The sequence below is a fragment of the Euzebyella marina genome, assembly GCF_014855515.1.
In the GTDB taxonomy this organism is placed as follows: domain Bacteria; phylum Bacteroidota; class Bacteroidia; order Flavobacteriales; family Flavobacteriaceae; genus Euzebyella; species Euzebyella marina.
The window spans coordinates 1,845,976-1,870,033 of the sequence record NZ_JACYFK010000001.1; the positions used below are offsets into that span (position 1 = coordinate 1,845,976).

A 24,058-nucleotide genomic window follows, 5' to 3' on the forward strand; every position below is an offset into this window, starting at 1 on the left:
GATTTTGCCTGCGAAGGCCTAACTTATTAGGCGATAGTCAGTGAAACATAATAACCTTCGCTACCTCTAACATTAAAAACAGTATTGTCTTCAAATATGAAATATTGTCCTTTAATACCTTTTAAAACTCCTTTGTACGAAGGTGTTTTATCTAAATTAAGGCTTTTAACCTTCTTTGGGTACTGTAGTACAGGAAAGTTAAGATTGGTCTCTGAATTAGATGCAATAAAATATTCCTGAGCTTCTTCGGGTATGTAGGTTCTTAGCTTGTTTCGCCATTCGACCAAATCTTCGTCTTCTACGTCATTGGTAAGCATTTTACGCCAATTTGTTTTGTCGGCAATATGATCTTTGAGGGCAACTTCAGTGATTCCGGCCAAATATCTATTGGGTACTTCTACTATTTCAATAGCTTCATGGGCACCTTGGTCGATCCACCTCGTTGGTACTTGCGATTTTCTGGTAACGCCCACTTTGATGTTGCTGGAGTTAGCCAAATAAACAATGTGTGGCTGTAGCTGTGCCTTTTTTTCATACTCGAGATCTCGGTCTTCTTGGTCTAAATGTGCCGTGCTTAATTCTGGTTTCATGATCCAATCGCCAGCCGCAGGTGTTTCGTAAAAGCAAGTTTTACAGAAGCCTTGTCGATAAATAGGCCTGTCTTGCCCGCAATTAAGACATTGATATTTAATAAAATCGATTTGCAGTGTTTTGTCAAGAATTTGATTTACATTGAGAAAATCGTTCTCAAAAAGCATAAAATATTGGATCGGATCTCCGGGTTCGGTTTGCATTTTTCGTAATACGCCTTCGTACTGCATAAAAGATTTTTCGATTTGAATATGATAACTAATAAAGCTAATTTTAGCAGGTTAAAGATACCTAAAAATGCCGATTCCGCTTTTTAATTCCATTGCATCGTGGCTGCTCAAAAAAAGATATCATCAAATAGAACTTTTTTTGAAATACCCGGCCGAAGTTCAAGAAGAGGTGCTTGATCAGTTGCTTGAAATAGCGGAGGATACCGAAATCGGAAAGAAGTATGACTTTCAGTCGATTGAAGATTATAAGACTTTTAAAAATCGCCTTCCTATAGTCACTTATGAAGAGGTTGAGCCCTTAATAGAGCGTACAAGAAGAGGTGAGCAGAACCTCTTTTGGCCCACGTCGATTAAATGGTTTGCCAAAAGTAGTGGTACGACCAATGCGAAAAGTAAGTTCATTCCGGTAAGTACCGAAGCTTTGGAAGATTGCCATTATAAATCGGGCAAAGATCTTCTGTGTCTCTACCTTAACAATAATGAAGATTCCCAATTGTTCACCGGCAAAAGTTTACGGCTTGGTGGTAGTAAAGAGTTGTATCAAGATAACGGTTCCGTTTTTGGTGATTTGTCGGCCATTCTCATCGATAATATGCCCTTATGGGCCGAATTTAGTAGTACACCAAGTAATAAGGTGTCTTTGATGAGCGAATGGGAAAGTAAGCTAAAGGCAATTATTAAAGAAAGTACCCAAGAAAATGTCACGAGCTTGGCAGGTGTTCCCTCATGGATGCTGGTCTTGCTCAACAATGTGATTCAAGAAACCGGTAAAGACCATCTATTTCAAGTTTGGGAAAATTTAGAGGTTTATTTTCATGGAGGCGTCAATTTTAGCCCTTACAAAGACCAGTATAAAAAGTTGCTGCCACGCAAGAGTTTCAAGTATTACGAAATCTATAATGCTTCAGAAGGTTTCTTCGCCATTCAAGACAGAAATGGGGCCGATGACCTACTTCTGATGCTCGACTATGGTATTTTCTATGAATTTATACCTATGGATGTTTACGGTACCGAACAACAGGAGGCCATACCTTTATGGGAAGTTAAAATCAATGTAAATTATGCTATCATAATTACCACTAATGCTGGTTTATGGCGTTACAAGATTGGGGACACAGTTCGGTTTACTTCCATCAGCCCTTATCGAATTAAAATTACAGGTCGTACGAAGCACCATATAAATGTTTTCGGTGAAGAACTTATTATAGAAAATGCCGAGGAAGCACTAAAAAGTATTTGTAAAAAAACCGGTGCGGAAATCAAGGATTATACGGCCGGACCTGTTTTTATGGATGGGAATGAAAAAGGGGCCCATGAATGGATAATCGAATTCAGAACGCCCCCAAAAGATCTAGCTTATTTTACCGAGTTTTTAGACAATGCCTTAAAATCTTTAAACTCTGATTACGAGGCAAAGCGGTATAATAACATTACTCTCAAGAGCCCTAAAGTACATATGGCGAGAGAAAACCTTTTCTATGATTGGTTGAAGGCAAAAGACAAGCTGGGTGGTCAGCATAAGATTCCCCGATTGTCAAATAAGCGTGACTATATCGAAGAATTGCTTCACATGAACAAATAAAAGAGGAAAATTGTCGTTTAATACTCAAATTGGATATTAAACTTAACCGACCGACATTTTAATCTAAAGAATTATGGCAGAAAGACTTGTGATCATCTCCGACATGTGGGGTTCAAAAAAAGGACTTTGGATTACATCGTACTTAGGCTATCTTCAGCAATACTTTAATATTACTTTTTATGATAGCCAGCAGCTGGCAAATCTAAAACTTCCTGTAAATACAGAAGAGAACATTCATAATGCCTTTATGAACGGGGGCATTGATACCGCTGTGGCGCATTTGTTAAAGAAAGAAAAAGAACCGGCCCATTACCTTTGCTTTAGTATTGGGGGTGCGATTGCTTGGAAAGCAGGTATTCAAGGTTTGCCAATGAAGTCTTTTTATGCAGTTTCTTCAACCCGCGTACGATCGGAAGACGAAAAGCCTAATTGTGAAATTCGGTTAATTTTTGGCGATAATGATATTTACAGACCAAAGACCGCTTGGTATGAAAAGATGAAAATAAACCCAGAACTTATTGAAGGGTTCGGTCATCATATGTACACCGATGATAAAATAATTCAAAAAGTCTGTCTAGACCTGTTGAATACGGTTACGCATAAAGCGGATAAATCAAATACAAAAAAGGAAAAAGCGGTTTAAAAACCGCTTTTTTATTCCTATCTATTTTTTAAATACTCTTTAGAAGCTAAGAAACAGCCTTAAGTTTTTTAATGGTCTCATGCGAGAGTTTATCTTCTGCGTAAGCTTTGGTAACCTTGAACTCGGTTTCTTCGTTACTAGGCATTTCGAACATGGCATCGGTAAAGATTGCCTCGCATAAAGAGCGAAGACCTCTAGCGCCAAGTTTATATTCTATTGCTTTTTCAACGATATAATCTAAAGCCTGAGGAGTTATGGTGAACTCAATCTCATCCATAGAGAACAACTTCTCATATTGCTTGATTATAGCATTTTTAGGCTCAGTAAGAATTGCCCGAAGTGTTTTCGAATCTAGAGGATTCATATGCGTTAATACAGGAAGACGACCTATTATTTCAGGAATCAATCCGAATTCCTTCAAATCTTTTGGAATGATATACTGAAGAATATTGTCTTGATCTAAATTGTCATCTGTCTTCGCGGCACTGTACCCAATAGCTTGCATGTTCAAACGTTTTGAAATGGTACGTTCGATACCATCAAAAGCGCCTCCTGCAATAAAAAGAATATTTTCGGTATTAACCTCGATAAACTTCTGGTCTGGGTGCTTACGCCCACCTTTTGGTGGTACGTTCACAACAGTGCCTTCAAGAAGTTTCAAAAGACCTTGTTGAACCCCTTCACCGGAAACATCTCGTGTTATGGAAGGGTTGTCGCTCTTTCTTGCAATCTTATCTATCTCATCTATAAAGACAATTCCTCTTTCTGCTTTTTCAAGATTGTAATCGGCTGCTTGTAACAAGCGCGTTAAAATACTTTCAACATCTTCACCTACATAACCGGCTTCCGTTAATACTGTGGCATCAACGATAGCCAGCGGTACATTGAGCATTTTTGCAATGGTCTTGGCCATAAGTGTTTTACCGGTACCGGTCTGGCCGACCATGATAATATTACTCTTTTGAATTTCGATATCATCATCATTGGACTTAGGTTGCAAAAGGCGTTTGTAGTGGTTGTAAACCGCAACCGACATTACCTTTTTGGTACGTTCTTGTCCAATAATAAAAGTGTCTAAAAAAGCCTTGATATCTTGAGGCTTCTTTAATGTTAGTTCAGAAGAAAGATCATTTGTTTTAGTCTGTCGTGACTCTTCTGCGACTATACCATGAGCTTGTTCAATACAACGGTCACAGATATGCGCATCTAGCCCTGCAATCAAAAGATTGGTCTCGGGCTTTTTTCTTCCACAAAACGAACATTCTAAATTTTCCTTTGCCATACGTGTGTGCTTACCATCGAAGAATAAACGAAAAGTTTTTCGTTTTGGTTTGTCATATTAGATGAAAAACCATCGTTACTCGATGTTCCGTCGAAATTACTCTTTATCCCTTACCAAAATCTCATCGATCATACCATAGGCTTTCGCCTCTTGTGCCTTCATCCAATAGTCTCGGTCACTGTCTTCGTTGACCTTGTCGATTGTTTGGCCTGAATGCTTAGATATGATTTCGTAAAGTTCTTGTTTGAGCTTTAGAATTTCACGAGCAGTAATTTCTATATCACTAGCCTGACCTTGCGCACCGCCCATAGGCTGGTGGATCATTACTCTTGAGTGGGGCAGACCACTACGCTTGTTCTTTTGCCCTGCGCAAAGAAGCACGGCGGCCATCGATGCGGCCATACCGGTGCAGATGGTCGCAACATCAGGAGATATGAACTGCATGGTGTCGTAAATACCTAACCCGGCATAAACGCTGCCTCCTGGCGAATTGATGTAAATCTGAATGTCTTTTGCCGAATCGGTGCTGGCCAGAAAAAGAAGTTGGGCCTGCACAATATTGGCGACTTGATCATTGATTCCGGTACCTAAAAATATGATACGGTCCATCATAAGACGAGAGAACACATCCATTGCGACTGCGTTCATTTGTCTTTCTTCGATGATGTTGGGTGTCAAGGCCACGGGGTACATGCTACTTACTATCGAGTCGTAATAAGTACTGCTGATACCTTGGTCTTTTATAGCGTATTTCTTGAATTCTTTTGCGTAATCCATGGTTCTTTCAATGTTAATTTACTCGTAGGTAAAAGATAAAAAAAAGTGCCGAAAATTAATTTTCGGCACTGTAAAGATACTTATTATTTTTCGGAAAATTAACCGTATACTTCCTTTACAAAGTCTTCGTAAGTAATCTGTTTGGTCTTAAGATTTACCTTCTCTTTATATAGGTCAAGAAGTTTTTGGCTCATCAGCTGTTCAGACAAACGCTTCACTTCGTCTTGGTTGCTCAAAACCCTATTGGCGATGTTCTCCAATTCTTCTTCCTGCGGATTCAACTGACCGAATTGGGCCATTTGAGATTTGATAAAACCTTTGGCAAATTCCTTTAGTTCTTCCAATTGAATCTGAAGGTCATTTTCTTTGATGATCTTACCTTCGATTAGTTGATAACGCAAACCTTTTTCAGACTTCTCATACTCTTCATTGGCCTGTTGTTCGGTAAGCTGTTCTTCACCTGTCATCTGAATCCATTTGGTAAGAAAACCTGTAGGAAGCTCAAAAGAGGTATTATCAATAAAATATTCGGTAATGTCGTTCAATAACTTTTGATCGGCCTGTTGTTCGAATTGTTTTTCAGAATCTTCTTTGATTTTTTCTTTCAATTCGTCTTCAGACTTCACTTCGTCTTTACCGAAAAGCTTATCAAAAAGCTCTTGGTCAAGAGTTGCCAATTCTCTCTTGTTGATTTCTTCGATGGTGAAGTCGGCCTCAATATCCAAATCTTTGGCCTTGTCTTGAGAAATGCCGAAAACACTTGAAAGTAAATAGTCTTCTTTAAAAAGACCTTTTGACTTTAAGGAAACAGTGTCACCTACTTTTTTGCCCAAAAGACTATCGATGGCTTTTTTACTTTTGATTTTGTCAAGTTCAAGAGTGGTCTTGTTGTCGATTTCCTCGGCTTCATTTTTGAAGGTTCCGGTTACTTCGAAGTTTTTATCTACTTCTTCTTGGTTGACCAATTTACCATATTGCTTTTGAATGCGCTTGACTTGCTCATCGACCATTTCTTTATCGGCAATAATCTTATATTGTGTAATTGGGTCTTTGGTCTCTAAAGGAACCTCGAAGCTAGGGGCCAAGCCAAGTTCGAACTCAAAACTAAGTTCTTCTTTATCCCAATCAAAATTATCTTGTTGTTTCGGAAGCGGGTTGCCCAGAACATCCAATTTCTCTTCCGTAAGGTATTTATTAAGGTTGTCTTGAAGTAATTTGTTCACTTCGTCGACTAAAACGGCTTTGCCGTATTGCTTTTTGATAAGGCCCATGGGCACGTGACCTTTTCTAAAGCCGGGAATGTTGGCAGACTTTCGGTAGTCTTTTAGAATGCCATCCACTCTATCCTGATAATCCTCCTTGGTGATGGCTACTTTTACGACGGCGTTTAACTCGTCAATCTGTTCTTTAGTGATGTTCATCTAGATATTCTTTTTATTTCCCTAAAATGGGTGGCAAAAATACTATAATTAATGTACCCCACCAAAGTTTTTAAGTCATTGGCGTTCAAAGCCTCGCTAAGATGTTTTGTCCTCTTTCAAAATTGAGAACAGTATCGACTGTAAGAACGAAAGCAATAGGCTGAAAAGCAAAGCCCACCATATACCATCAACAGAAAACCCGTCGATTAAATTATCGACCAAAAGAATAATGATCGCATTGATTATTAGAAGAAAAAGCCCTAATGTCAATATGGTTACCGGTAAGGTTAAAATGACCAAAATAGGTTTAACAATGAAATTCAATAGACTTAAAACAATGGCCACGATTACTGCGGTGAAGTAACTGTCAACTGAAACATTCGGAAGCACTTGGGCTAAAATAATTACGGCTAGAGCGCTGAGCAATATTCTTAAAATCAGTTTCATAATTTGGTTGTTGTTTAACTAAATGTAAGACTTTTGCTTGAAATGAAAATTAGAATCATGGTTGATTAAATATGCTTTCATTTTAATCTTCGATGAACACCAACGATTTTTCGAAAAACTGTTTTGGGTTTTCGGCGTGAAGCCAATGACCAGCCTTATCTACAACTTCAATTTCTGCCTTTGGAAAATGTCTTTTTATGGCATCTCTATCTGCTTCTTGAATGTATTCAGACCTATCTCCCCTTAAAAAGAGAGTGGGACCACCATAGGTTTCGTTCGACCCGATGTTCTCTCCGATTTCGGGCATACGTTGTGACAAAACCTCTAGATTGAAGCGAAAACTTAAAAGGCCTTTCTCTTTCCAATAAAGATTCTTTAATAAAAATTGCCTAGTACCATAATCCTTTATGTGTTGTGCCAGCGCATCATCAGCTTCACCTCTAGAACCTAAATCAGAAAGATTCAATTTCTGAAGTCCGTCTATGATAGGTTGGTGATGAGGTGGGTAAAACTTAGGGGCGATGTCTGCAACTATTAATTTTTGAACTTTTTCAGAATAGGTACAGGCAAATTGCATGGCAGTTTTGCCACCCATAGAATGTCCTATGATAATTGCTTGGGAAAGTTCATGAACGGCCATATAATTTTTTAAGTCCTCCGCCAATATATCGTAGTTGAACTCTTCTGACCAAAAACTTTTTCCATGATTTCTTTGGTCTATTAAATGAACTTGAAAGCCCTTTTCGGCATATTGGCTGCCCAAGGTTTTCCAATTGTCAAGCATGCCTAAAAATCCGTGAAGAATTAATAGCGGTTTGCCATCTCCGATAATTTTTGAGTGTAAGGTTTCGCTCATTTCAATCTATTCAAATACATATTAACCACGTTCTCAAGCCCCATGTACAACGATTCGCAGATGAGTGCATGGCCAATCGACACCTCTAATAAATGGGGGACACTCTCCTTAAAGTATTTGACGTTTTCAAGGCTTAAATCATGACCGGCATTTATGCCTAGACCCACCTCATGTGCTGATTTTGCAGCCTCTGCAAATGGGGCTACACCGGCTTCTTTATCGTTTTTTGAATAGGCTAAGGCATAACTTTCGGTATAAAGCTCTATTCTGTCGGTTCCGGTATCGGCGGCCGCCTTGACCATTTCGTTGTCCGGGTCGACAAATATTGAAGTTCGAATACCTTCACTTTTAAAAGTCTCTATAACATCCTTAAGAAAATCAAGGTGCTTAATAGTGTCCCATCCGGCGTTCGAGGTAATAGCGTCTTCAGCATCGGGTACCAAGGTTACTTGGTCTGGTTTTACTTCCAGGACCAAATCGATAAACTTTGAAACTGGGTTACCTTCGATATTCAATTCGGTTGTGACAATTTTCTTAAGGTCTCTTGCATCTTGATATCTGATATGCCTTTCATCCGGTCTCGGGTGTATGGTGATACCCTGTCCGCCAAAGTCTTCAATATCCTTGGCTGACTTTAAAAGATTGGGCAGATTTCCGCCGCGAGCGTTTCTTAGGGTTGCAATTTTGTTGATGTTGACACTTAATTTTGTCATTGGCCGATGTATTTTACCGTTCGGCACAAAAATACGAATTAGGCATACCTTTTGAGACTTTTAATTAGTATTTTGCGTCTAATACCTCGTAACCATGCAGATTCAATCACACATTCTTACAAACATACCCGCTTTTAAAGTTGAACAATCGCTAGCCGATGTCATTGCTTTTTTTAAAGAAAGTACGCACTCGCACATTGCGGTAGTTGAAAATGATGTTTTTCTAGGGTTACTGGGGGAAGAGGATCTCGAAAATTTCGATGGTGAAGATCAAATTGATCAATACCGCTATGAGCTCGATACTTTCTTTGTTCGAAAGGAAACTGGATGGCTTGATGTTTTGGAAACCTTCGCAAGAAACGAGGCCAATCTGGTTCCGGTTTTAGACGATAAGGGTCGGGTAGAGGGCTATTATGATTTGACTGACATAGTAAGTGTGTTCATCGATACCCCGTTTTTTACTGAACCTGGCGGAATTATAGTCGTAGCAAAAGGCCTCAAAGATTATTCTTTTAGTGAGATAGCGCAAATTGTCGAGAGTAACAATACCAAAGTTATCGGGGCATTTATAACCGATTCACGAAACGATGTTATTCAAATCACCATTAAGGTTTCATCAACTAATCTAAATGATATTCTTCAAACATTTAGAAGATATAACTACACTGTTATTTTTGGTAATGCCGACGACCAATTTTTGGAAGATTTAAAAGAGCGCTCCGATTATTTAGATAAATATCTGAACGTTTAAATTTTTCTTGAATAAACAGGTATTTCTATCCTTTAGCAATTTCCCATTCTTTATTTTTGTCCTAGCCCCAAGAAAAGGGCCAGAGAACTAATAAAGATAACCCATGAAAGTTGCCATTTATAGCCAAATGTTTCAAGATGATACGACTGAATACGTATCGAAACTGCTGAACGAACTTGAAAAAAATGGGGCAGAGGTGGTTATAGAAGAGGATTTGTGCGCTTACTTGAAATCAACCTCTTTAATCGACGATTGTAAAACTTTTTCGCATGATAAGGGTTTAGATGAAACCTTTGATATGTTTATCAGTCTTGGGGGTGATGGCACCATTTTAAGGGCTACCACTTTCGTTAAAGATTTGGGCATACCTATAGTCGGTGTCAATACAGGGCGACTGGGCTTTTTGTCAACTTTTAACAAAGAGGAGGTTCAAAATGTAGTGCAAGAGTTTGTAAAGGGCGATTATAGTATAGTTGAGCGTAGCTTGGTCGAGGTGGCGAAGGAATCGGATATTGCTGAATTCGCAGATTTGAACTTTGCCCTCAACGAGGTCACCATTAGTAGAAAAGACACTACTTCAATGATTACGGTAGAGACCTATCTTAATGGCGAGTATCTCACTGCTTATTGGGCAGACGGTTTGATTATATCTACACCAACAGGTTCTACTGGCTACTCACTAAGTTGTGGGGGGCCTGTAATCGAACCGACGGCCAAATCGTTGGTTTTAACCCCTATTGCACCTCATAACCTGAATGCAAGGCCCTTGGTCATATCAGATGATACAGAGATTCGTTTACGGGTGTCTGGTAGAGAGCATCATCATTTGATTTCTCTGGATTCTCGTATCGCATCGGTAGAAAACGGGAAGGAAATTCTGATAAGAAAAGCCGGGTTTACCGTTAAAATGATTGAATTCGCGTCTGAAAGCTTTTTGAAAACGCTGAGGAATAAATTGCTTTGGGGCGAAGATCGTCGCAATTGATCCTCCGGGGCAATAAATAACTGCAAACGCTGTTTATCATGTGAGAGCATTGATGAATCTATGCTGGACTTTCATTGGTGTATGTTTAAAGTTCAACCGATAGAATATGATAGTTAACGGCAATTGCTATATTCGCAAACTATTTCTAAGTATGAAGCGATTATTTATTGTCTTATTGCTTTTTGCCTTTGGCAAGGCCAGTTCCCAAACATACGAAATCGGTCTTTTCGCTGGTGGAGCCAATAATATTGGCGATGTGGGGCGCACTACCTATATTGCTCCTTCTGATATAGCCTTCGGTGGATTATTTAAGTGGAATAAGGCTAAAAGGTATGCCTGGCGAGCAAGCGTTATCTACGGTAAGTTTACCGCCGACGATTCAAAATCTAACGACCCTTCTAGACAGCAGCGTGGTTATATCGCCGATAATTCTATTTTAGAGGCTTCGGCAGGGTTAGAATTTAACTTCGTCGAATATAATCTTCATAAGTTGGGCCCTGCTTTCACTCCTTATTTATATACAGGTCTCACGTATTTTAGATACGACTACGATTACTTTGATGGGGGAGAAATGTTGAGTGTTTCACAAAAAGATGGTTCCTTTGCAATTCCAATGACCGTTGGGGCTAAGCTAAGATTGAACCAGTTTTTGATTTTGGGTGCCGAAATAGGTGCGCGATATACATTTACTGATAATCTAGATGGTAGCAACCCGATCAAGCTAAATGTGAGTCAGCAATTGGGAGACCTTCAGTTCGGCAACATTTTTAGCGATGATTGGTATGTTTTTTCAGGATTAACCTTAACTTACACCTTTGGTAGAAAGCCTTGTATGGACTGTTTTGAATAAGTTGCTAGCTTTTGCGTAGGTTTCTTTCCAGTATAGTTTTACCGTATTATGATGGATGTTCTCAATGAGATAGACAAACAAAATTTGCCTGTGCACCTTGCCGTTATTATGGATGGCAATGGCCGTTGGGCGAAGCAAAGAGGAAAGCGAAGAATATTCGGTCATGAGAATGGTGTGAATGCCGTTCGACAAACCGTGGAGAACAGTGCCAAGATCGGTATCAAATATCTAACCCTGTATACGTTTTCGACCGAAAACTGGAATCGCCCTAAGTTAGAGGTAGATACCCTTATGAGACTTTTGGTTTCATCGCTCAAAAAAGAACTTGACACCTTTATGTCGAACAATATTCGCTTGAATACGATTGGCGAAATTGAATCTTTGCCCAAAAAGGCCTATAGAGAACTTCACGAGGTGATGGAGAAAACAAAGAATAACGATCATATGACGCTTACCTTGGCCCTTAGTTATGGGTCTCGGCAAGAGATGATTAAGTCGATAAAACAGATAAGCTCCAAAGTTAAAAATAATATAATTTCAATTGAAAATATTGACGAAACAATTATAAATACTCATCTTTACACGCATGATTTGCCTGATGTAGACTTGTTGATTCGTACCAGTGGGGAGCATCGGATCAGCAATTTTTTGCTTTGGCAAATTGCCTATGCGGAATTATATTTTGTTGACGTATATTGGCCCGATTTTAGCAGCAAGCATTTGGCAGAAGCCATTAAAAGTTATCAGAACAGAGAACGAAGATTTGGAAAGACCAGCGAACAACTTATCAAATAATGGTATGAAGAGGTTCATATCCAGTGAACCAGTAATTACTCTCCTACTACTTTTTTTTACATCCTTAGTCGGCGCTCAAGAGCTCTCTTTTGACGATGGAAAAAGGTATATTTTAGGTGGGCTCGAAGTTACCGGACTACAAAGCTATAACGAACAAACCGTTAAAACCTATACAGGCCTTCGTGTGGGGCAGCCTATTACTGTGCCAGGTGATGAACTAAGTGAAATTATCAAGAAACTTTGGGGGCTTGAACTGTTTAAAGATATTCAGTTTCATTTGGTAGATATTAAAGATGATCAGGTTTTTCTGGAGCTCGAAATTACCGAACGGCCAACCCTTTCCGATATAAAGATTAACGGTATTAAAGAGAGAAAGGTCGATGATATTGTTAAAGATACCGACCTTAAAAAAGGGAAAAAAATAACGGAGAGCTTAATTGCAAATACTAAAAACTATTTAGAGAATAAGTATAAAAAGCAGGGCTACTTAAATGCAAAAGTAGCGATTGCGGTGGCCAACGATACAGCTCAGACCAATGCCCAAAAAATGGTTATCAATGTTGATAAGGGCGATAAGGTGAAAATCAAAAAGATGATTTTCGATGGTAACGAGCAACTTGCAGATAGAAAGTTGCGTAAGGCCATGAAAAAGACCAAAGAAAAAAGGTTTTGGCGTTTCTGGAAAAAATCAAAATTCATTGAGGAAGATTATGAGAACGATTTAGACCTTTTAGCCGATAAGTATGCCGAGAAAGGCTATCGCGATGCCCGTATCATATCTGATTCCGTAATCAAGGTTGATGAAAATAATATCAACATCAAGTTTAAACTTGAAGAAGGTAACAAGTACTATTTTGGTGATATTGACTTTGTTGGTAATACGGTATATACCGATCGCCAGTTAGCTTCTGTCCTTGGTATCAAAAAGGGAGATACTTATAATGGTGTGCTTTTGCGTAAAAGAATCGCTGATGACTCAAAGCCTGATGCAGAAGACTTAACAAACTTATATCAAAACAATGGGTACTTGTTCTCTACTATTAACCCGGTAGAACTTTCCGCCCAGAATGACACCATTAATTTCGAAATTCGAATTATTGAGGGTAAGGAGACCTACTTAAACCATGTTGAAGTGGTTGGTAACGACCGTACCAATGATCATGTGATTTATCGAGAACTGCGAACAAGACCTGGTAACAAATATGACAAGAGTAATATTATTCGAACGATTCAAGAGTTACAGCAACTGGGTTATTTTGATGCGGAGCAAATCAAACCGGATATTTTAAATGCGAACCCTAACGAAGGTACTGTTGACATCAATTGGAATTTGGTAGAATCTGGGTCAAGTCAGATTGAACTACAAGGTGGCTACGGTGGCGGTGGATTTATTGGAACGCTTGGTCTATCTTTCAATAACTTTTCCATAAAGAATATTCTAAATGGTGAGGCGTATAAGCCGGTACCTATGGGTGACGGTCAAACTTTTGCCATGAGGGTTCAGGCCAGTAGAACTTTTAGGGTTTACAGTTTAAACTTTGCCGAGCCATGGTTCGGGGGTAAGAAGCCGGTTCGCTTTAGCTTGAACCTTTCAAGAACCCAGCAATTTGGTGTCGATTATGCCAGTTCTTCAAGAAGTAGAATTGAAGTCGATAAGGATAGAGGTTTTGCCATTACCGGTATTACCGCCGGATTGGCCAAAAGGGTGCAATGGCCCGATGACTTCTTTACGGTTTCCCATGCCCTTAGTTATCAATTGTACGAATTTAATAACTACGATATAGGTCTATTTAATTTCGGTAACGGTAAGTCAAATTCGTTTGCATACACTTTAGGTATTTCGAGGAATGCGACTATGGGAGGTAGAATTTTCCCTAGAGGTGGTTCTAACTTCGAGATTACTGCCAAGTTGACTCCACCTTATTCATTGTTCAGTAATAAAGATTTTGAGTCGCTTCGTGACCGTAGCCAAGAGCTGGCCGAATTGGAAATTGAGCAAGGTGGGTTGACCGCTGCTCAAAATCAAGAACTGGAACAGATCGACCAAGAACGATTTAGATGGCTTGAATACTATAAGATAAAGTTCAAGGGTGACTGGTATACTACTTTGGTCGGTGACTTGGTTCTTCGCACCAATGCGGAATTCGGATTCTTGGGTAATTACAATAATGACGTAGGTGATGTGCCTTTCGAGCGATTCTTTGTAGGAGGTGATGGTTTAGGTAACTTTACTTTAGATGGTCGAGATGTGGTACAGCTTAGGGGATATGAAAACCAGTCAATTACCCCGGTAAGTGAATTGACCGGTACCCAAGAAGGTGGTTTGATCTATAATAAATTTTCATTGGAACTTCGATATCCATTGACCTTAAAACCTTCAGCTTCCATTTATGGGCTAGCTTTTTTAGAAGGAGGTAATGCTTTCAACAATTTTCAGGAGTTTAATCCGTTTCAAATAAAACGATCGGCCGGAGTGGGGCTACGCATATTTATGCCGGCGTTTGGTTTATTGGGAATCGATTTTGGTTACGGGTTTGATGAAGACCTTAGACCATCATCAATTGGCAACGGACCTAGCGGATGGCAAACACACTTCATAATCGGCCAGCAGTTTTAATATGAGATCGTGAAATAGCTAAAACATTCATTTTAAAAGTTTTAGTAATTTTGGCACGATATTTTCTACTGGATAAAACGATTAAAGTAATGAAAACTAAATCAAACGTTCTTTTAGTACTGGCCGTAACCTTGTTCTCAGCCATTACTTACGCCCAAAGAGGGGTGAGAATTGCTTACGTTGACATGGAATATATCTTGGAGAACGTAGAGGAATACCGAGAGGCAACCGAACAACTGGCCAATAAAGTTGAAAAATGGAAGGTCGAGGTTGAACAGAAGCAAAGTCAGGTCGAACAGATGAAAAAAGACTTGATGGCCGAAAGAGTATTATTGACCGATGAGTTGATTTCCGAAAGAGAAGAAGAGATACAGATTCTTGAAAAGGAGACGGTGGAGTATCAGCAGAACAGGTTCGGTCCGCAAGGTGATTTGGTGCTTCAGAAAAGGCAGTTGATTCAGCCTATTCAAGACCAAGTCTTCAATGAGGTTCAGAAGATCGGAGCGAATAAAAAGTATGATTTTATTTTTGATAAATCTGCGGATGTCGTAATGTTGTACTCCGAAAATCGGCACGATATCAGCGATTTAGTCTTGAGGGGCATTGCACGAACCAGAAGGGTTAGCAAGCCGACCAAGAAAGAGGTCAGAAGTAGAATCGAAGATTTTGAAGATGGCGAGCCAGAGGAAGAAGAAATAAGCGATGCTCTCAAAGAGCGTCAAGAGAGAGCGGCTCAAGCACAGGAAGCTAGGGAGAAAACAGCGGACGAAAGACGCGCAGAGCAACTGAAATTGCGAGAAGAGCGGAAGAAGGCTTACGAAGAAAGACGTAAGAAGCTGTTAGAGGAAAGAGAGGCCAAAAGAAAGGCCAAGTTGGAAGAAAGAGAGCAGCAAGGCGAAGAAGATAGTACAGAGAATAAATAATAGTTTATGCCCAGTTTGTCACAACTTTGAGTGATTGTGTAAACAAGAGGTCGAGAATTTTATATAGAAGTAAAATAACCATAAATTAACACTCAAATATTTTAACTAGAATCAGTATCATGAAAAACGTAAAGAAAATAGCAGTAGCTATTGTATTGTTTGTAGCATTTACCGGGTTTGTCAACGCACAAAGCAAAGTGGCCCATATAGATGTTACTCAATTGTTGAGCGCAATGCCGGAGATGAAAGCTGCTGAGGCTGAACTCAAGAAACTTTCCGAGACTTACAACGCCGATATTGAAAGCAGTGTAACAGAGCTTAGAAATAAGTATACACAGTACGAAAATGAGGCATCTGCAAAGACACCAGAAGAAAACGAAAAGAGAGCCCAAGAACTTCAAGGGGTTCAAAAGAATATAGGTGAGGCCCAACAAGCTGCACAAAGAGAACTTCAAAAGAAGCAACAAGAATTGTTTGCCCCAATTTCTGATAAAGCAAAAGCTGCCATTGAAAAGGTTGCAAACGCCCAAGGCTTTGATTATGTAATCGATGCACAAGCGGGAGGCGGACTTATCGTAGCTAAGGGTAAGGATCTTTTGGCCGATGTAAAAAAGGAACTAGGTATTTAATTGGAACTCTATACCTAAAAAAAGCCCGCTATTAAGCGGGCTTTTTTTGTTAACCGATTAATTTTTTTTTAATGTTCTGCCATCTCAATTGTCTGATGAACTTTCCTTCTTTCTCAGTTACCAAAAATGGTTTTTTCTCTTTCTGTGCTTCCAGATAGCCATACAGATTATCCATGACGGCTTGAGGCTTCCTTTGTTTCAAGGCCATTTTTAAGGAGGCGATAAGGCTAATGGCCAGGCCGTAGCGCATGGTGTACATCGCTTTGCCCTGTAGTAGTTTCGCTTTAGCATTGTACGCCCCGCCAGTAGGCCTTAAATGCTTCACTTTAAGATAATCATCCGTATATACTTCGAAACCGTGAAAAGCGGCCAACAACTCATCTACGGTATCCCATCCCATAGCACAGCGCAGCCCGCCAATAGCTTTATAGCAAGATTTAGAATAGGCTTTAAAAGCTCCCCTCACATGTTTTTTATCCATCGGGTGGTTCAATGCCCATTTTCCGTTGGCATCTTGCTCATAAACAAAGCCACCGGCAATACCCACATTTGGTTGCCCCTTGAATATGTAAGCAATTTTCTCAAAGTAATTGTCGGGAAGAATGACATCGGCATCTAACTTTACTATAAAATCATAATCATCATCCAAGAAGGCTAGTCCCTTTTGAAAAGCATTTACCACCTTGCTTCCAGGCATATGCTCGTTAGATGATTGTGTATTGAGTTTTTGAAAAATGGGGCTAAGCTCTATGAACTGATCAATAATCTGCTCAGTGCTGTCCGTAGAATTATCATTGACAAGTACGACTTGAGATGGCAAAAGAGATTGTCTTAATACCGAGGTTAGGGTATCATTTAAAAAGTCTTCTTCGTTGTGAGCCGGTATTACTATGTAATATCTCATTACTTGGCATTGTAGGTTGCTATAAGATAGCAACATGATATGTTAGCTTTCTTTCTTTTCGGCGTATACGATGTAATAGCGAGGGGTAAAACTTCTCAATAAGGGGCGAAGGCCTATTTTTTTTACTGGATTGGTCCATTTTTCACGAGCCTTTATTTCCCACCCCGCTTTTTCCAATAGCCAATCGAACTGCCAGTCTTCAAACTCATGGTAATGCCTGTCCCAAACATCGGTTTTAGACCGATAGGCAGGTGAAAACCATAATTTGAGGGGAATGCTCGCCACTAACTTTTTTGCCTTTATTTCACGAAGTACATTAAACGGTGCCAAGAGATGTTCAAAAATCTCGAAGGCCGTAACTACCTCAGAGGCTGAATTTAATACGGAATCAAACACTAAGTCCAAATCCTCTCCTTGCGTGTTTTCAACCTGATAACCTTCCTTAACCATAATTTCCGAAAAGGGATTTTTCACTCCTAAATCGAGTACGGATTCATCAGTGCTAATATGCTTTTTTAGAAAGGATAACGTATTTTGAAAGCGTTTGCTTGGGTATGAGTTCTCGTACATCGATTAAAGATTCAACTTTTGATTACCTAGGTGTTGTTCAATAAGATAAATTTCAAATATAATAACATGGGGCGTAAATCTTAAAACGACCTATTTTTAGTTACCAACCGTTATGGTGCAATTCCCTTGAATTTATTCTGCTTCTGCATACGCTTCTATTGGCGCGCAAGTACATATCAAATTACGGTCACCATATGCATCGTCTACTCTTCGAACGGTCGGCCAAAACTTATTATCCTTTAAGTAATCTAATGGGTAGGCGGCCTGTTTTCTACTGTACCCATAAGGCCATTCGTCATCGGTCACCAAGTCTAAGGTATGTGGCGCGTTTTTCAATAAGTTATCAGTATCGTCGGAAGATGATGCATCTATCTCTTCTCTAATCGAAAGCATTGCATTACAGAATCTGTCCAGTTCTGATAGGCTTTCACTCTCTGTAGGCTCAATCATAATAGTTCCTGCCACCGGAAATGATACGGTAGGTGCGTGAAAACCGTAGTCCATCAATCTTTTGGCTATATCAACAACTTCAATTCCATTCTTTTTGAAAGGTCTGCAATCGACAATCATCTCATGGGCCGCACGACCTCTTTCTCCTGTATAGAGAACTTCGAACTTGCCGCTCAACCTATTTTTAATATAGTTCGCATTTAAAATGGCGATTTCCGTTGAGTGTCTTAGTCCTGACTCTCCTAGCATTTTAATATATCCGTAGGAAATCAAACAAACCAATGAACTGCCCCAGGGAGCGGCTGAAATGGCTTTAATGGCTTTTTCTCCGCCACTTTTAATCAATGGGTTACCGGGTAAAAATGGTGCCAGTTGTTCTGCTACGCAGATAGGACCGACACCGGGTCCGCCGCCGCCGTGCGGTATAGCAAAGGTTTTGTGTAGATTGAGATGACAAACATCGGCACCAATCGTTGCCGGGTTGGTAAGACCCACCTGGGCATTCATATTGGCACCATCCATATAAACCTGACCTCCGTGGTCATGAATCATCTGGGTAATTTGTTTGATGGAAGATTCAAAAACACCATGTGTCGATGGATAGGTAACCATTAAGGCGGCCAGATGATCACTATGTTTTTCTACCTTGGCCTGAAGGTCTTCTACATCAATATTACCCCTCTCATCTGTTTTGGTTACGACTACCTGCATACCGGCCATCACTGCCGAGGCCGGATTGGTGCCGTGTGCGGAAGAAGGAATCAAGCAAATGTTTCTATGCCCTTCGTTATTTGACTCATGGTAAGCCCTAATGGCCATCAAACCTGCATACTCACCTTGGGCACCAGAATTTGGTTGTAACGACGTTGCCGCAAAACCTGTAATTGTCGAAAGATCATTTTCTAATTCTTTAAGAATGGTTTGATAACCTTCCGCCTGATCTACAGGAACAAAAGGGTGAATGTTGGCCCATCTTGGCATACTCAAAGGAAGCATTTCTGAGGCGGCATTTAATTTCATTGTACAACTGCCGAGAGAAATCATCGAGTGGTTGAGAGAAAGGTCTTTACGCTCTAATTTCTTGATATAGCGCATAAGTTCAGTCTCAGAGTGGTAAGAGTTGAAAACGCTGTTGTCTAGATAGCTTGAGCTGCGCTGCAAAGATTCCGGTATTGCATTTTCGCCCGATAGACCAGTAATGGGACTAAAATCTTTGTTTAAGGTCTTCGCGAAAATTCCTAAAATTTGATTGACATCATTGATGGAAGTTGCCTCATTTACAGCAATAGAAACCGATTCTTCATCAACATACCAAAAGTTGACCTCGTTTTGCTCGGCAATCGGTCTAAGCTTTTTAGTGTCGATTTTAACACTAACGGTATCAAAGAAGAAATCATTGGTCTGCTCTAGCCCTAGCTTTTCAAGTTCGTTTGATAGTGTTTTTGCCGTTGAATGAACTTTTTTGCCAATATAACGAAGGCCCTTAGGGCCATGATAAACTGCGTACATACCGGCCATAACCGCCAAGAGAACTTGGGCCGTACAAATGTTTGAAGTGGCCTTATCACGTTTTATGTGCTGTTCCCTGGTTTGAAGGGCCATTCGTAAAGCAGGCTTGCCATCAATATCTTTAGTGACGCCGATAATTCGCCCGGGTATATTTCTTTTGTATTCTTCCTTAGTGGCGAAATAGGCGGCATGCGGACCGCCGTATCCCAAGGGAATGCCAAAACGTTGTGTGGTGCCCACCACCACGTCGGCACCTGCTTCACCCGGAGGGGTTAAAAGGGTTAGACTTAAAAGGTCGGCGGCTACAGCAACTTTGATTTCGTGGTCTTTTGCTCTTGATATAAAGGGGAAGAGGTCGGTTAACCTTCCGAATTTTCCGGGATATTGTAAAATCGCACCGTAATATTCTCCGTTAAACTCAAATTCTTCGTGATTACCGACTTCAAGTATAATTCCCAAAGGTTTAGAGCGGGTTTCGAGCAACGCCAAGGTTTGGGGCAGTACTTCTTCGGAAACAAAGAACTTGTTAACGTTATTTTTTTTCTGCTCACGGCTGCGTACATCAAAAAGCATTGTCATAGCTTCAGCGGCCGCAGTACTTTCATCTAAAAGAGAGGCATTGGCCAAAGGCATTCCGGTAAGGTCACTTACTACGGTTTGAAAATTCAGCAAAGCTTCCAAGCGTCCTTGGGCAATTTCAGCTTGGTACGGGGTGTATGCAGTATACCAACCTGGGTTCTCAAGAATATTTCTCTTGATTACCGAAGGGGTGAGGCTTTCGTGGTATCCAAGGCCGATATAACTTCTAAATAACTTATTTTTCTCAGATAGCTCTTGCATGTGGGCAAGAAATTTATGTTCGCTCATGGGCGAATTGAGACCTAATGGTTTCTTCAAACGAATATCATCAGGAAGAGTCTCATAAATCAATTCATCCAAGGTTTCGGTACCTACCGTTTTCAACATATGTTCAAGGTCTCTTTCCTTGATTCCGATGTGTCTTGACGCAAAAATATCTGTCTTCATAGCTTGTGATAAAAGATGTGCAAAACTAGGTATAAATTGCATGAATTTGTGCCATTTGACGATTATAGCCCATAAAGTTTTTAACCGAAAACCAAGGTTATGAACACTTTGGCTACATTTGTTTAATGCGGTGGTTGCAAAGGATATTCGATTTTTATCTAGACGCCAGTATTCATGTGGCTTTGTCGGTTTTTGCGCTTACCCATATCACAGCGATCAGTCTCAATTTTTCGTTGAACAATCATGTGCCTTGGTTTCTTTTTTTTGGCACTATTACTTGCTATAATTTTATGAAATATGGTGTGGAGGCCGAAAAGTATATTTTGGTGGCTAACAGGTACCATAAAAATATTCAGTTTGCCAGTTTTTTAGCTTTCGCCGCGGCTATTTATCATTTTTACTTTTTGCCCAAAGAATTATGGGTGGCACTCATTGTTTTTCTGATCTTTACTGCGCTATATGCCTTACCAGTTTTGCCGCATTCTAAAAAGTTACGAAGTTGGGGCGGGCTTAAAATTTTTGTAGTGGCCTTGGTTTGGGCGGGAACCACTGTCATTTTACCTGCGCTGACAGAAAGCTATATCAATTGGTGGGATGTTGGAATCGAAACGTTAAGGCGCTTTTTATTCGTCTTTATTTTGATGGTGCCATTCGAAATTCGTGACTTGATTTACGATTCTCCGGAGTTAAGAACCTTGCCCCAGCGATATGGGGTTGCTAGAACCAAAGTATTAGGGGCCCTTGCCAATATACCACTCTTCTTTTTAGTGCTTTTTAAAGACCATGTCTCGGTTATAGATGTTACCGCTTCGGGGATACTTTTTTTGGCACTCGGTATGCTAATGTTTATTACGAAAAGGCGACAGAAAAAATACTTTGCTTCTTTTTGGGTTGAAGGTATGCCTATAATGTGGTGGGGTCTGTTCTTGATTCTTCAAAAGATTTTTTAACCTTTTGAATGTAGCTTTTGCTTCATCTGTTCTTTTTCTTTCGAAGAAAGACCTTGAAGTTTGGCCTTGTCGCAGAGAGAGGTCAATTTTGAATTCTTCTCGCTGTACTTACAACAGTTTTTACAAATGAAAAGATGAAACTTTAACTGTAGCCTTTCAGTAAAAGAGGCTTCTTGATATTGGCTTTTGTTACAAATTATTTCTGCTTTTTCGCAAGATATCATTTCGATGATAATTAATTCTTCAAGATAATTACAGTTTGGGCAAAACGGCCGTTGCCGAACATTCATTTCTCATTTAAAACCAAGTTTCATTTAGGCAACCCATTAAAGCCGTTCTGGCCCTGTGAATCATTACCCAAAGATTAGACGGGTTAATGTCAAGTTCATTACAAATATCTTCAGTACTAATACCTTGAATTGTCTTCATTGTAAATACTTGAGCTTGCTTGGCGGGTAATTTGGCGATGCAAGACTGTATAGCATTGCCAAGTTCTTCGTTCTCTAGGTCATCGTGCTCAAAATTGCTGAAAGGGTCGGCAATTTGCTCTTCAAGCCAATCACCTTCGGCATCGGTTTGGGCACTATAATTGATTTTAACTTCAGCCTTGCCCTTTTTCGAATTCGACTTGCGATAGTGATCAATTACCTTTCTTTTGAGAATCGCAATCAGCCATGTTCTTTCTGCGGCATCACCCTTATAGTTCTTGGCCGATTTTAAACCTGCCAAAAAAGTTTCTTGCACCAAATCTTTGGCAATTTCGGCATCTGAGATACGGGAAATTGCATAGTTGAAAAGGTAATCTGCATATGCATCTACCCAATTTTCGGGCTGTAAACTATTTTCTGCCATGTTGGTTTCGTGGTCACCAAAATTACGTGAATTTACATTAACCGACCTCATATGATTTACTTTCGGTACTTTATATTTTATTTCGGGCATATTTATATTTTTGAATAAAGTCTTTTGATATGAAATACATGGTCACCTTTTTGTTTTTGATTACCTGTAATTTGGGCTGCACCCAAAGTAACTCGAAACCTATCACAGAACTTTCACAGAAAGATAGAGATTCGGGTATCTTACTTGATGTAAGAACTCCGGAAGAATTTGCCGAGGGTCATTTAGATGGTGCCGTAAATCTCAATTGGTTTGAGGACGACTTTAAGGAGAAGGCTACCAAATTGAATAAAAATAAACCCATCTATCTGTATTGCAAGGCCGGCGGCAGAAGCGCAAAAGCAGCAGAAGCTATGGGAAAAATGGGGTTTGAAGTCGTGAATTTAGAAGGTGGTTACGATGCCTACTTGCAAAGGCAACAATCCTCAAAGTAGTTTTTGCTCAATCTCTTTCCAGTTGTCTACTCTTTCAAAACCTTCAACGTGAATGTTGTGTGGTGAGGTGAATAATAAACTGCGACCATCAAAACTCTCTAGATTGTAAGTGCGGTCATCAATCAGAACATCACCTTTTAAAACATGTTTGTGGCCACATAATATTCTATTCTGCCAAGGAATAAACGGAAAGTGTTGATCTAGCCAATCTGATTTTTCTTCTAAAGAATTCGGAAACTGCATGGCGGCCGATGCGATATAGACTTCATGCTTTTGGCTAAGCCTGCTTAAAACATCTTGACTGTGTTCTATAGGGTTCAGGTCTCTAAAAAAGCCTCGGTTTCTGGCATGGTTGCGAACACTTAGTTGACGATCTTCAGGTACGTTGTGCCAAACCTCTCTACCCATACAGGTCTCCAATGTTAGGCATTCCTCAAAATCTTTATTGTAAATTTCAATGTGTGCGCCGTAGGTATCTGCCATTACCTCGTCCATATCAACAAAAATAATCATGCGAAAAATTTTCAGCGAAGTTCGTAAAATGCAGGCAAAGAATAAAGGTTGAAGTTAATCTTACCTTTATCTTAACATTTGGAGAAAAGGTATTGTTCAACAAAAAAAAGAGGGTGTCCCCACACCCTCTTTTCTGTCAAAAAAATTAGTTGTTCTTTATAACCTTTTTAACCTACTTATGAGATGTAAAAGTAGATTAAATATTTTTTTAAGCTGTACTCTTTAGTGATTATTCTTAGCTCTTTTGTGCCTAACCAGACAATCAGCGGAGGTGTTAGATAATAATCAAAGCTTACCTTTTTCTTTAAGCTGCGTGATTATGGTCTCTAGCTGGCTTTCTTTAATAGGTTTTACAATGTAGTCTGAAATTTCATTTATTTTTTTTGCCCTGTCGATATCCTTAGGGTCAACCGAGGAGGAAACCATGTAAATAGTAATTTTCTTGCCGACCTTAGGTTTTATTTTGATATACTCCTCCATGAACTGAAAGCCGTCCATTATGGGCATATTAATGTCCAAGAAAATGATATCGGGCAATTCTTCTTCTTTGTTGAGATGGTCTAGCATATAGTCTAGTGCTTCGGCACCATCGTATAGAGCAATTATTTTGTCGACTCCTGTGAAGGTTTCTAAGGTCATTGACATAGTAAACTGATAAATATCATCGTCATCGATAATGCAGACATTGACATTCTTACCCATAATAAGCG

General features: G+C 39.8%; 24 protein-coding genes. 11 read left to right on the forward strand and 13 right to left on the reverse strand.

What is annotated here, in order from left to right:
* Positions 1–26 precede the first annotated feature (26 nt).
* Complete coding sequence (locus IL356_RS07490) at positions 27–821, reverse strand: DUF2797 domain-containing protein (RefSeq protein WP_121850062.1); 795 nt, start codon at positions 819–821, stop codon at positions 27–29.
* Positions 822–888: 67 nt separating this feature from the next.
* Here IL356_RS07490 and IL356_RS07495 point away from each other — a divergent pair, with 67 nt between their 5' ends.
* Both IL356_RS07495 and IL356_RS07500 read left to right on the forward strand, forming a co-directional pair.
* Positions 889–2,403 (forward strand): GH3 auxin-responsive promoter family protein, encoded by a 1,515-nt coding sequence (locus tag IL356_RS07495; RefSeq protein WP_121850061.1) that lies wholly within the window; start codon positions 889–891, stop codon positions 2,401–2,403.
* Positions 2,404–2,476: 73 nt separating this feature from the next.
* Positions 2,477–3,046, forward strand: coding sequence for a hypothetical protein (locus tag IL356_RS07500; RefSeq protein WP_121850060.1), 570 nt, complete (start codon positions 2,477–2,479; stop codon positions 3,044–3,046).
* A 46-nt stretch (positions 3,047–3,092) separates the two neighbouring features.
* Here IL356_RS07500 and clpX read toward each other — a convergent pair whose 3' ends face one another.
* The 6 genes from clpX to IL356_RS07530 all read right to left on the reverse strand — a co-directional run bounded on the left by clpX (position 3,093) and on the right by IL356_RS07530 (position 8,542).
* Positions 3,093–4,328, reverse strand: a complete 1,236-nt coding sequence (clpX, locus tag IL356_RS07505; RefSeq protein ID WP_121850059.1) for an ATP-dependent Clp protease ATP-binding subunit ClpX — start codon at positions 4,326–4,328, stop codon at positions 3,093–3,095.
* Between the two features lie 96 nt (positions 4,329–4,424).
* Positions 4,425–5,105 carry an ATP-dependent Clp endopeptidase proteolytic subunit ClpP gene (gene clpP / locus IL356_RS07510; protein ID WP_121850058.1) on the reverse strand — a complete coding sequence of 227 codons (681 nt, stop codon included), beginning with the start codon at positions 5,103–5,105 and terminating at the stop codon, positions 4,425–4,427.
* A gap of 98 nt (positions 5,106–5,203) precedes the next feature.
* Positions 5,204–6,526, reverse strand: coding sequence for a trigger factor (gene tig, locus IL356_RS07515; RefSeq protein WP_121850057.1), 1,323 nt, complete (start codon positions 6,524–6,526; stop codon positions 5,204–5,206).
* Between the two features lie 96 nt (positions 6,527–6,622).
* Entirely contained in the window at positions 6,623–6,973 is a 351-nt protein-coding gene (locus IL356_RS07520; protein ID WP_121850056.1) for a phage holin family protein, read from the reverse strand.
* 82 nt (positions 6,974–7,055) lie between these two features.
* Positions 7,056–7,829, reverse strand: a complete 774-nt coding sequence (locus tag IL356_RS07525) for an alpha/beta fold hydrolase (RefSeq protein WP_121850055.1) — start codon at positions 7,827–7,829, stop codon at positions 7,056–7,058.
* Positions 7,826–8,542: a pyridoxine 5'-phosphate synthase gene (locus IL356_RS07530; protein ID WP_121850054.1), complete on the reverse strand. Its 717-nt coding sequence runs from the start codon at positions 8,540–8,542 to the stop codon at positions 7,826–7,828. The genes IL356_RS07525 and IL356_RS07530 overlap by 4 nt, the downstream gene beginning before the upstream one ends.
* Before the next feature lie 94 nt (positions 8,543–8,636).
* On the opposite strand from IL356_RS07530, the gene IL356_RS07535 reads away from it, so the two are divergent.
* The 7 genes from IL356_RS07535 (at position 8,637) to IL356_RS07565 (ending at position 16,092) form a co-directional block, all read left to right on the forward strand.
* A complete protein-coding gene (locus IL356_RS07535; RefSeq protein WP_121850053.1) occupies positions 8,637–9,293 on the forward strand; it encodes a CBS domain-containing protein in 657 nt (218 codons plus the stop codon).
* Positions 9,294–9,396: 103 nt separating this feature from the next.
* Positions 9,397–10,278, forward strand: coding sequence for an NAD kinase (locus IL356_RS07540; protein WP_121850052.1), 882 nt, complete (start codon positions 9,397–9,399; stop codon positions 10,276–10,278).
* A gap of 151 nt (positions 10,279–10,429) precedes the next feature.
* Positions 10,430–11,128, forward strand: coding sequence for a type IX secretion system protein PorG (porG, locus tag IL356_RS07545; RefSeq protein WP_121850051.1), 699 nt, complete (start codon positions 10,430–10,432; stop codon positions 11,126–11,128).
* Between the two features lie 51 nt (positions 11,129–11,179).
* Positions 11,180–11,923 (forward strand): isoprenyl transferase, encoded by a 744-nt coding sequence (locus tag IL356_RS07550; protein WP_121850789.1) that lies wholly within the window; start codon positions 11,180–11,182, stop codon positions 11,921–11,923.
* A 4-nt stretch (positions 11,924–11,927) separates the two neighbouring features.
* Positions 11,928–14,540: an outer membrane protein assembly factor BamA gene (gene bamA / locus IL356_RS07555; protein ID WP_121850050.1), complete on the forward strand. Its 2,613-nt coding sequence runs from the start codon at positions 11,928–11,930 to the stop codon at positions 14,538–14,540.
* A gap of 89 nt (positions 14,541–14,629) precedes the next feature.
* Positions 14,630–15,463, forward strand: coding sequence for an OmpH family outer membrane protein (locus tag IL356_RS07560; protein WP_121850049.1), 834 nt, complete (start codon positions 14,630–14,632; stop codon positions 15,461–15,463).
* 119 nt (positions 15,464–15,582) lie between these two features.
* Complete coding sequence (locus IL356_RS07565; protein WP_121850048.1) at positions 15,583–16,092, forward strand: OmpH family outer membrane protein; 510 nt, start codon at positions 15,583–15,585, stop codon at positions 16,090–16,092.
* A 49-nt stretch (positions 16,093–16,141) separates the two neighbouring features.
* Here the strand turns inward: IL356_RS07565 and IL356_RS07570 are convergent, their stop codons facing one another.
* From IL356_RS07570 to gcvP, 3 genes are all read right to left on the reverse strand, one after another.
* Positions 16,142–16,996 (reverse strand): glycosyltransferase family 2 protein, encoded by an 855-nt coding sequence (locus IL356_RS07570; protein ID WP_121850047.1) that lies wholly within the window; start codon positions 16,994–16,996, stop codon positions 16,142–16,144.
* Between the two features lie 42 nt (positions 16,997–17,038).
* Positions 17,039–17,566 carry a methyltransferase domain-containing protein gene (locus tag IL356_RS07575; protein ID WP_121850046.1) on the reverse strand — a complete coding sequence of 176 codons (528 nt, stop codon included), beginning with the start codon at positions 17,564–17,566 and terminating at the stop codon, positions 17,039–17,041.
* Between the two features lie 132 nt (positions 17,567–17,698).
* Positions 17,699–20,551, reverse strand: a complete 2,853-nt coding sequence (gene gcvP / locus IL356_RS07580; RefSeq protein WP_121850788.1) for an aminomethyl-transferring glycine dehydrogenase — start codon at positions 20,549–20,551, stop codon at positions 17,699–17,701.
* A gap of 125 nt (positions 20,552–20,676) precedes the next feature.
* Between gcvP and IL356_RS07585 the strand changes: the two genes are divergently transcribed.
* Positions 20,677–21,501: a UbiA prenyltransferase family protein gene (locus IL356_RS07585; RefSeq protein ID WP_121850045.1), complete on the forward strand. Its 825-nt coding sequence runs from the start codon at positions 20,677–20,679 to the stop codon at positions 21,499–21,501.
* A gap of 297 nt (positions 21,502–21,798) precedes the next feature.
* Here the strand turns inward: IL356_RS07585 and IL356_RS07590 are convergent, their stop codons facing one another.
* Positions 21,799–22,353 (reverse strand): sigma-70 family RNA polymerase sigma factor, encoded by a 555-nt coding sequence (locus tag IL356_RS07590; RefSeq protein ID WP_121850786.1) that lies wholly within the window; start codon positions 22,351–22,353, stop codon positions 21,799–21,801.
* Positions 22,354–22,472: 119 nt separating this feature from the next.
* On the opposite strand from IL356_RS07590, the gene IL356_RS07595 reads away from it, so the two are divergent.
* Positions 22,473–22,835, forward strand: coding sequence for a rhodanese-like domain-containing protein (locus IL356_RS07595; RefSeq protein WP_121850044.1), 363 nt, complete (start codon positions 22,473–22,475; stop codon positions 22,833–22,835).
* Here IL356_RS07595 and IL356_RS07600 read toward each other — a convergent pair.
* On the reverse strand, positions 22,827–23,348 hold the full coding sequence (locus IL356_RS07600) for a 5' nucleotidase, NT5C type (protein ID WP_121850043.1): 522 nt from the start codon (positions 23,346–23,348) through the stop codon (positions 22,827–22,829). The genes IL356_RS07595 and IL356_RS07600 overlap by 9 nt on opposite strands.
* A gap of 285 nt (positions 23,349–23,633) precedes the next feature.
* Complete coding sequence (locus IL356_RS07605) at positions 23,634–24,050, reverse strand: response regulator (protein ID WP_121850042.1); 417 nt, start codon at positions 24,048–24,050, stop codon at positions 23,634–23,636.
* Positions 24,051–24,058: the final 8 nt, after the last annotated feature.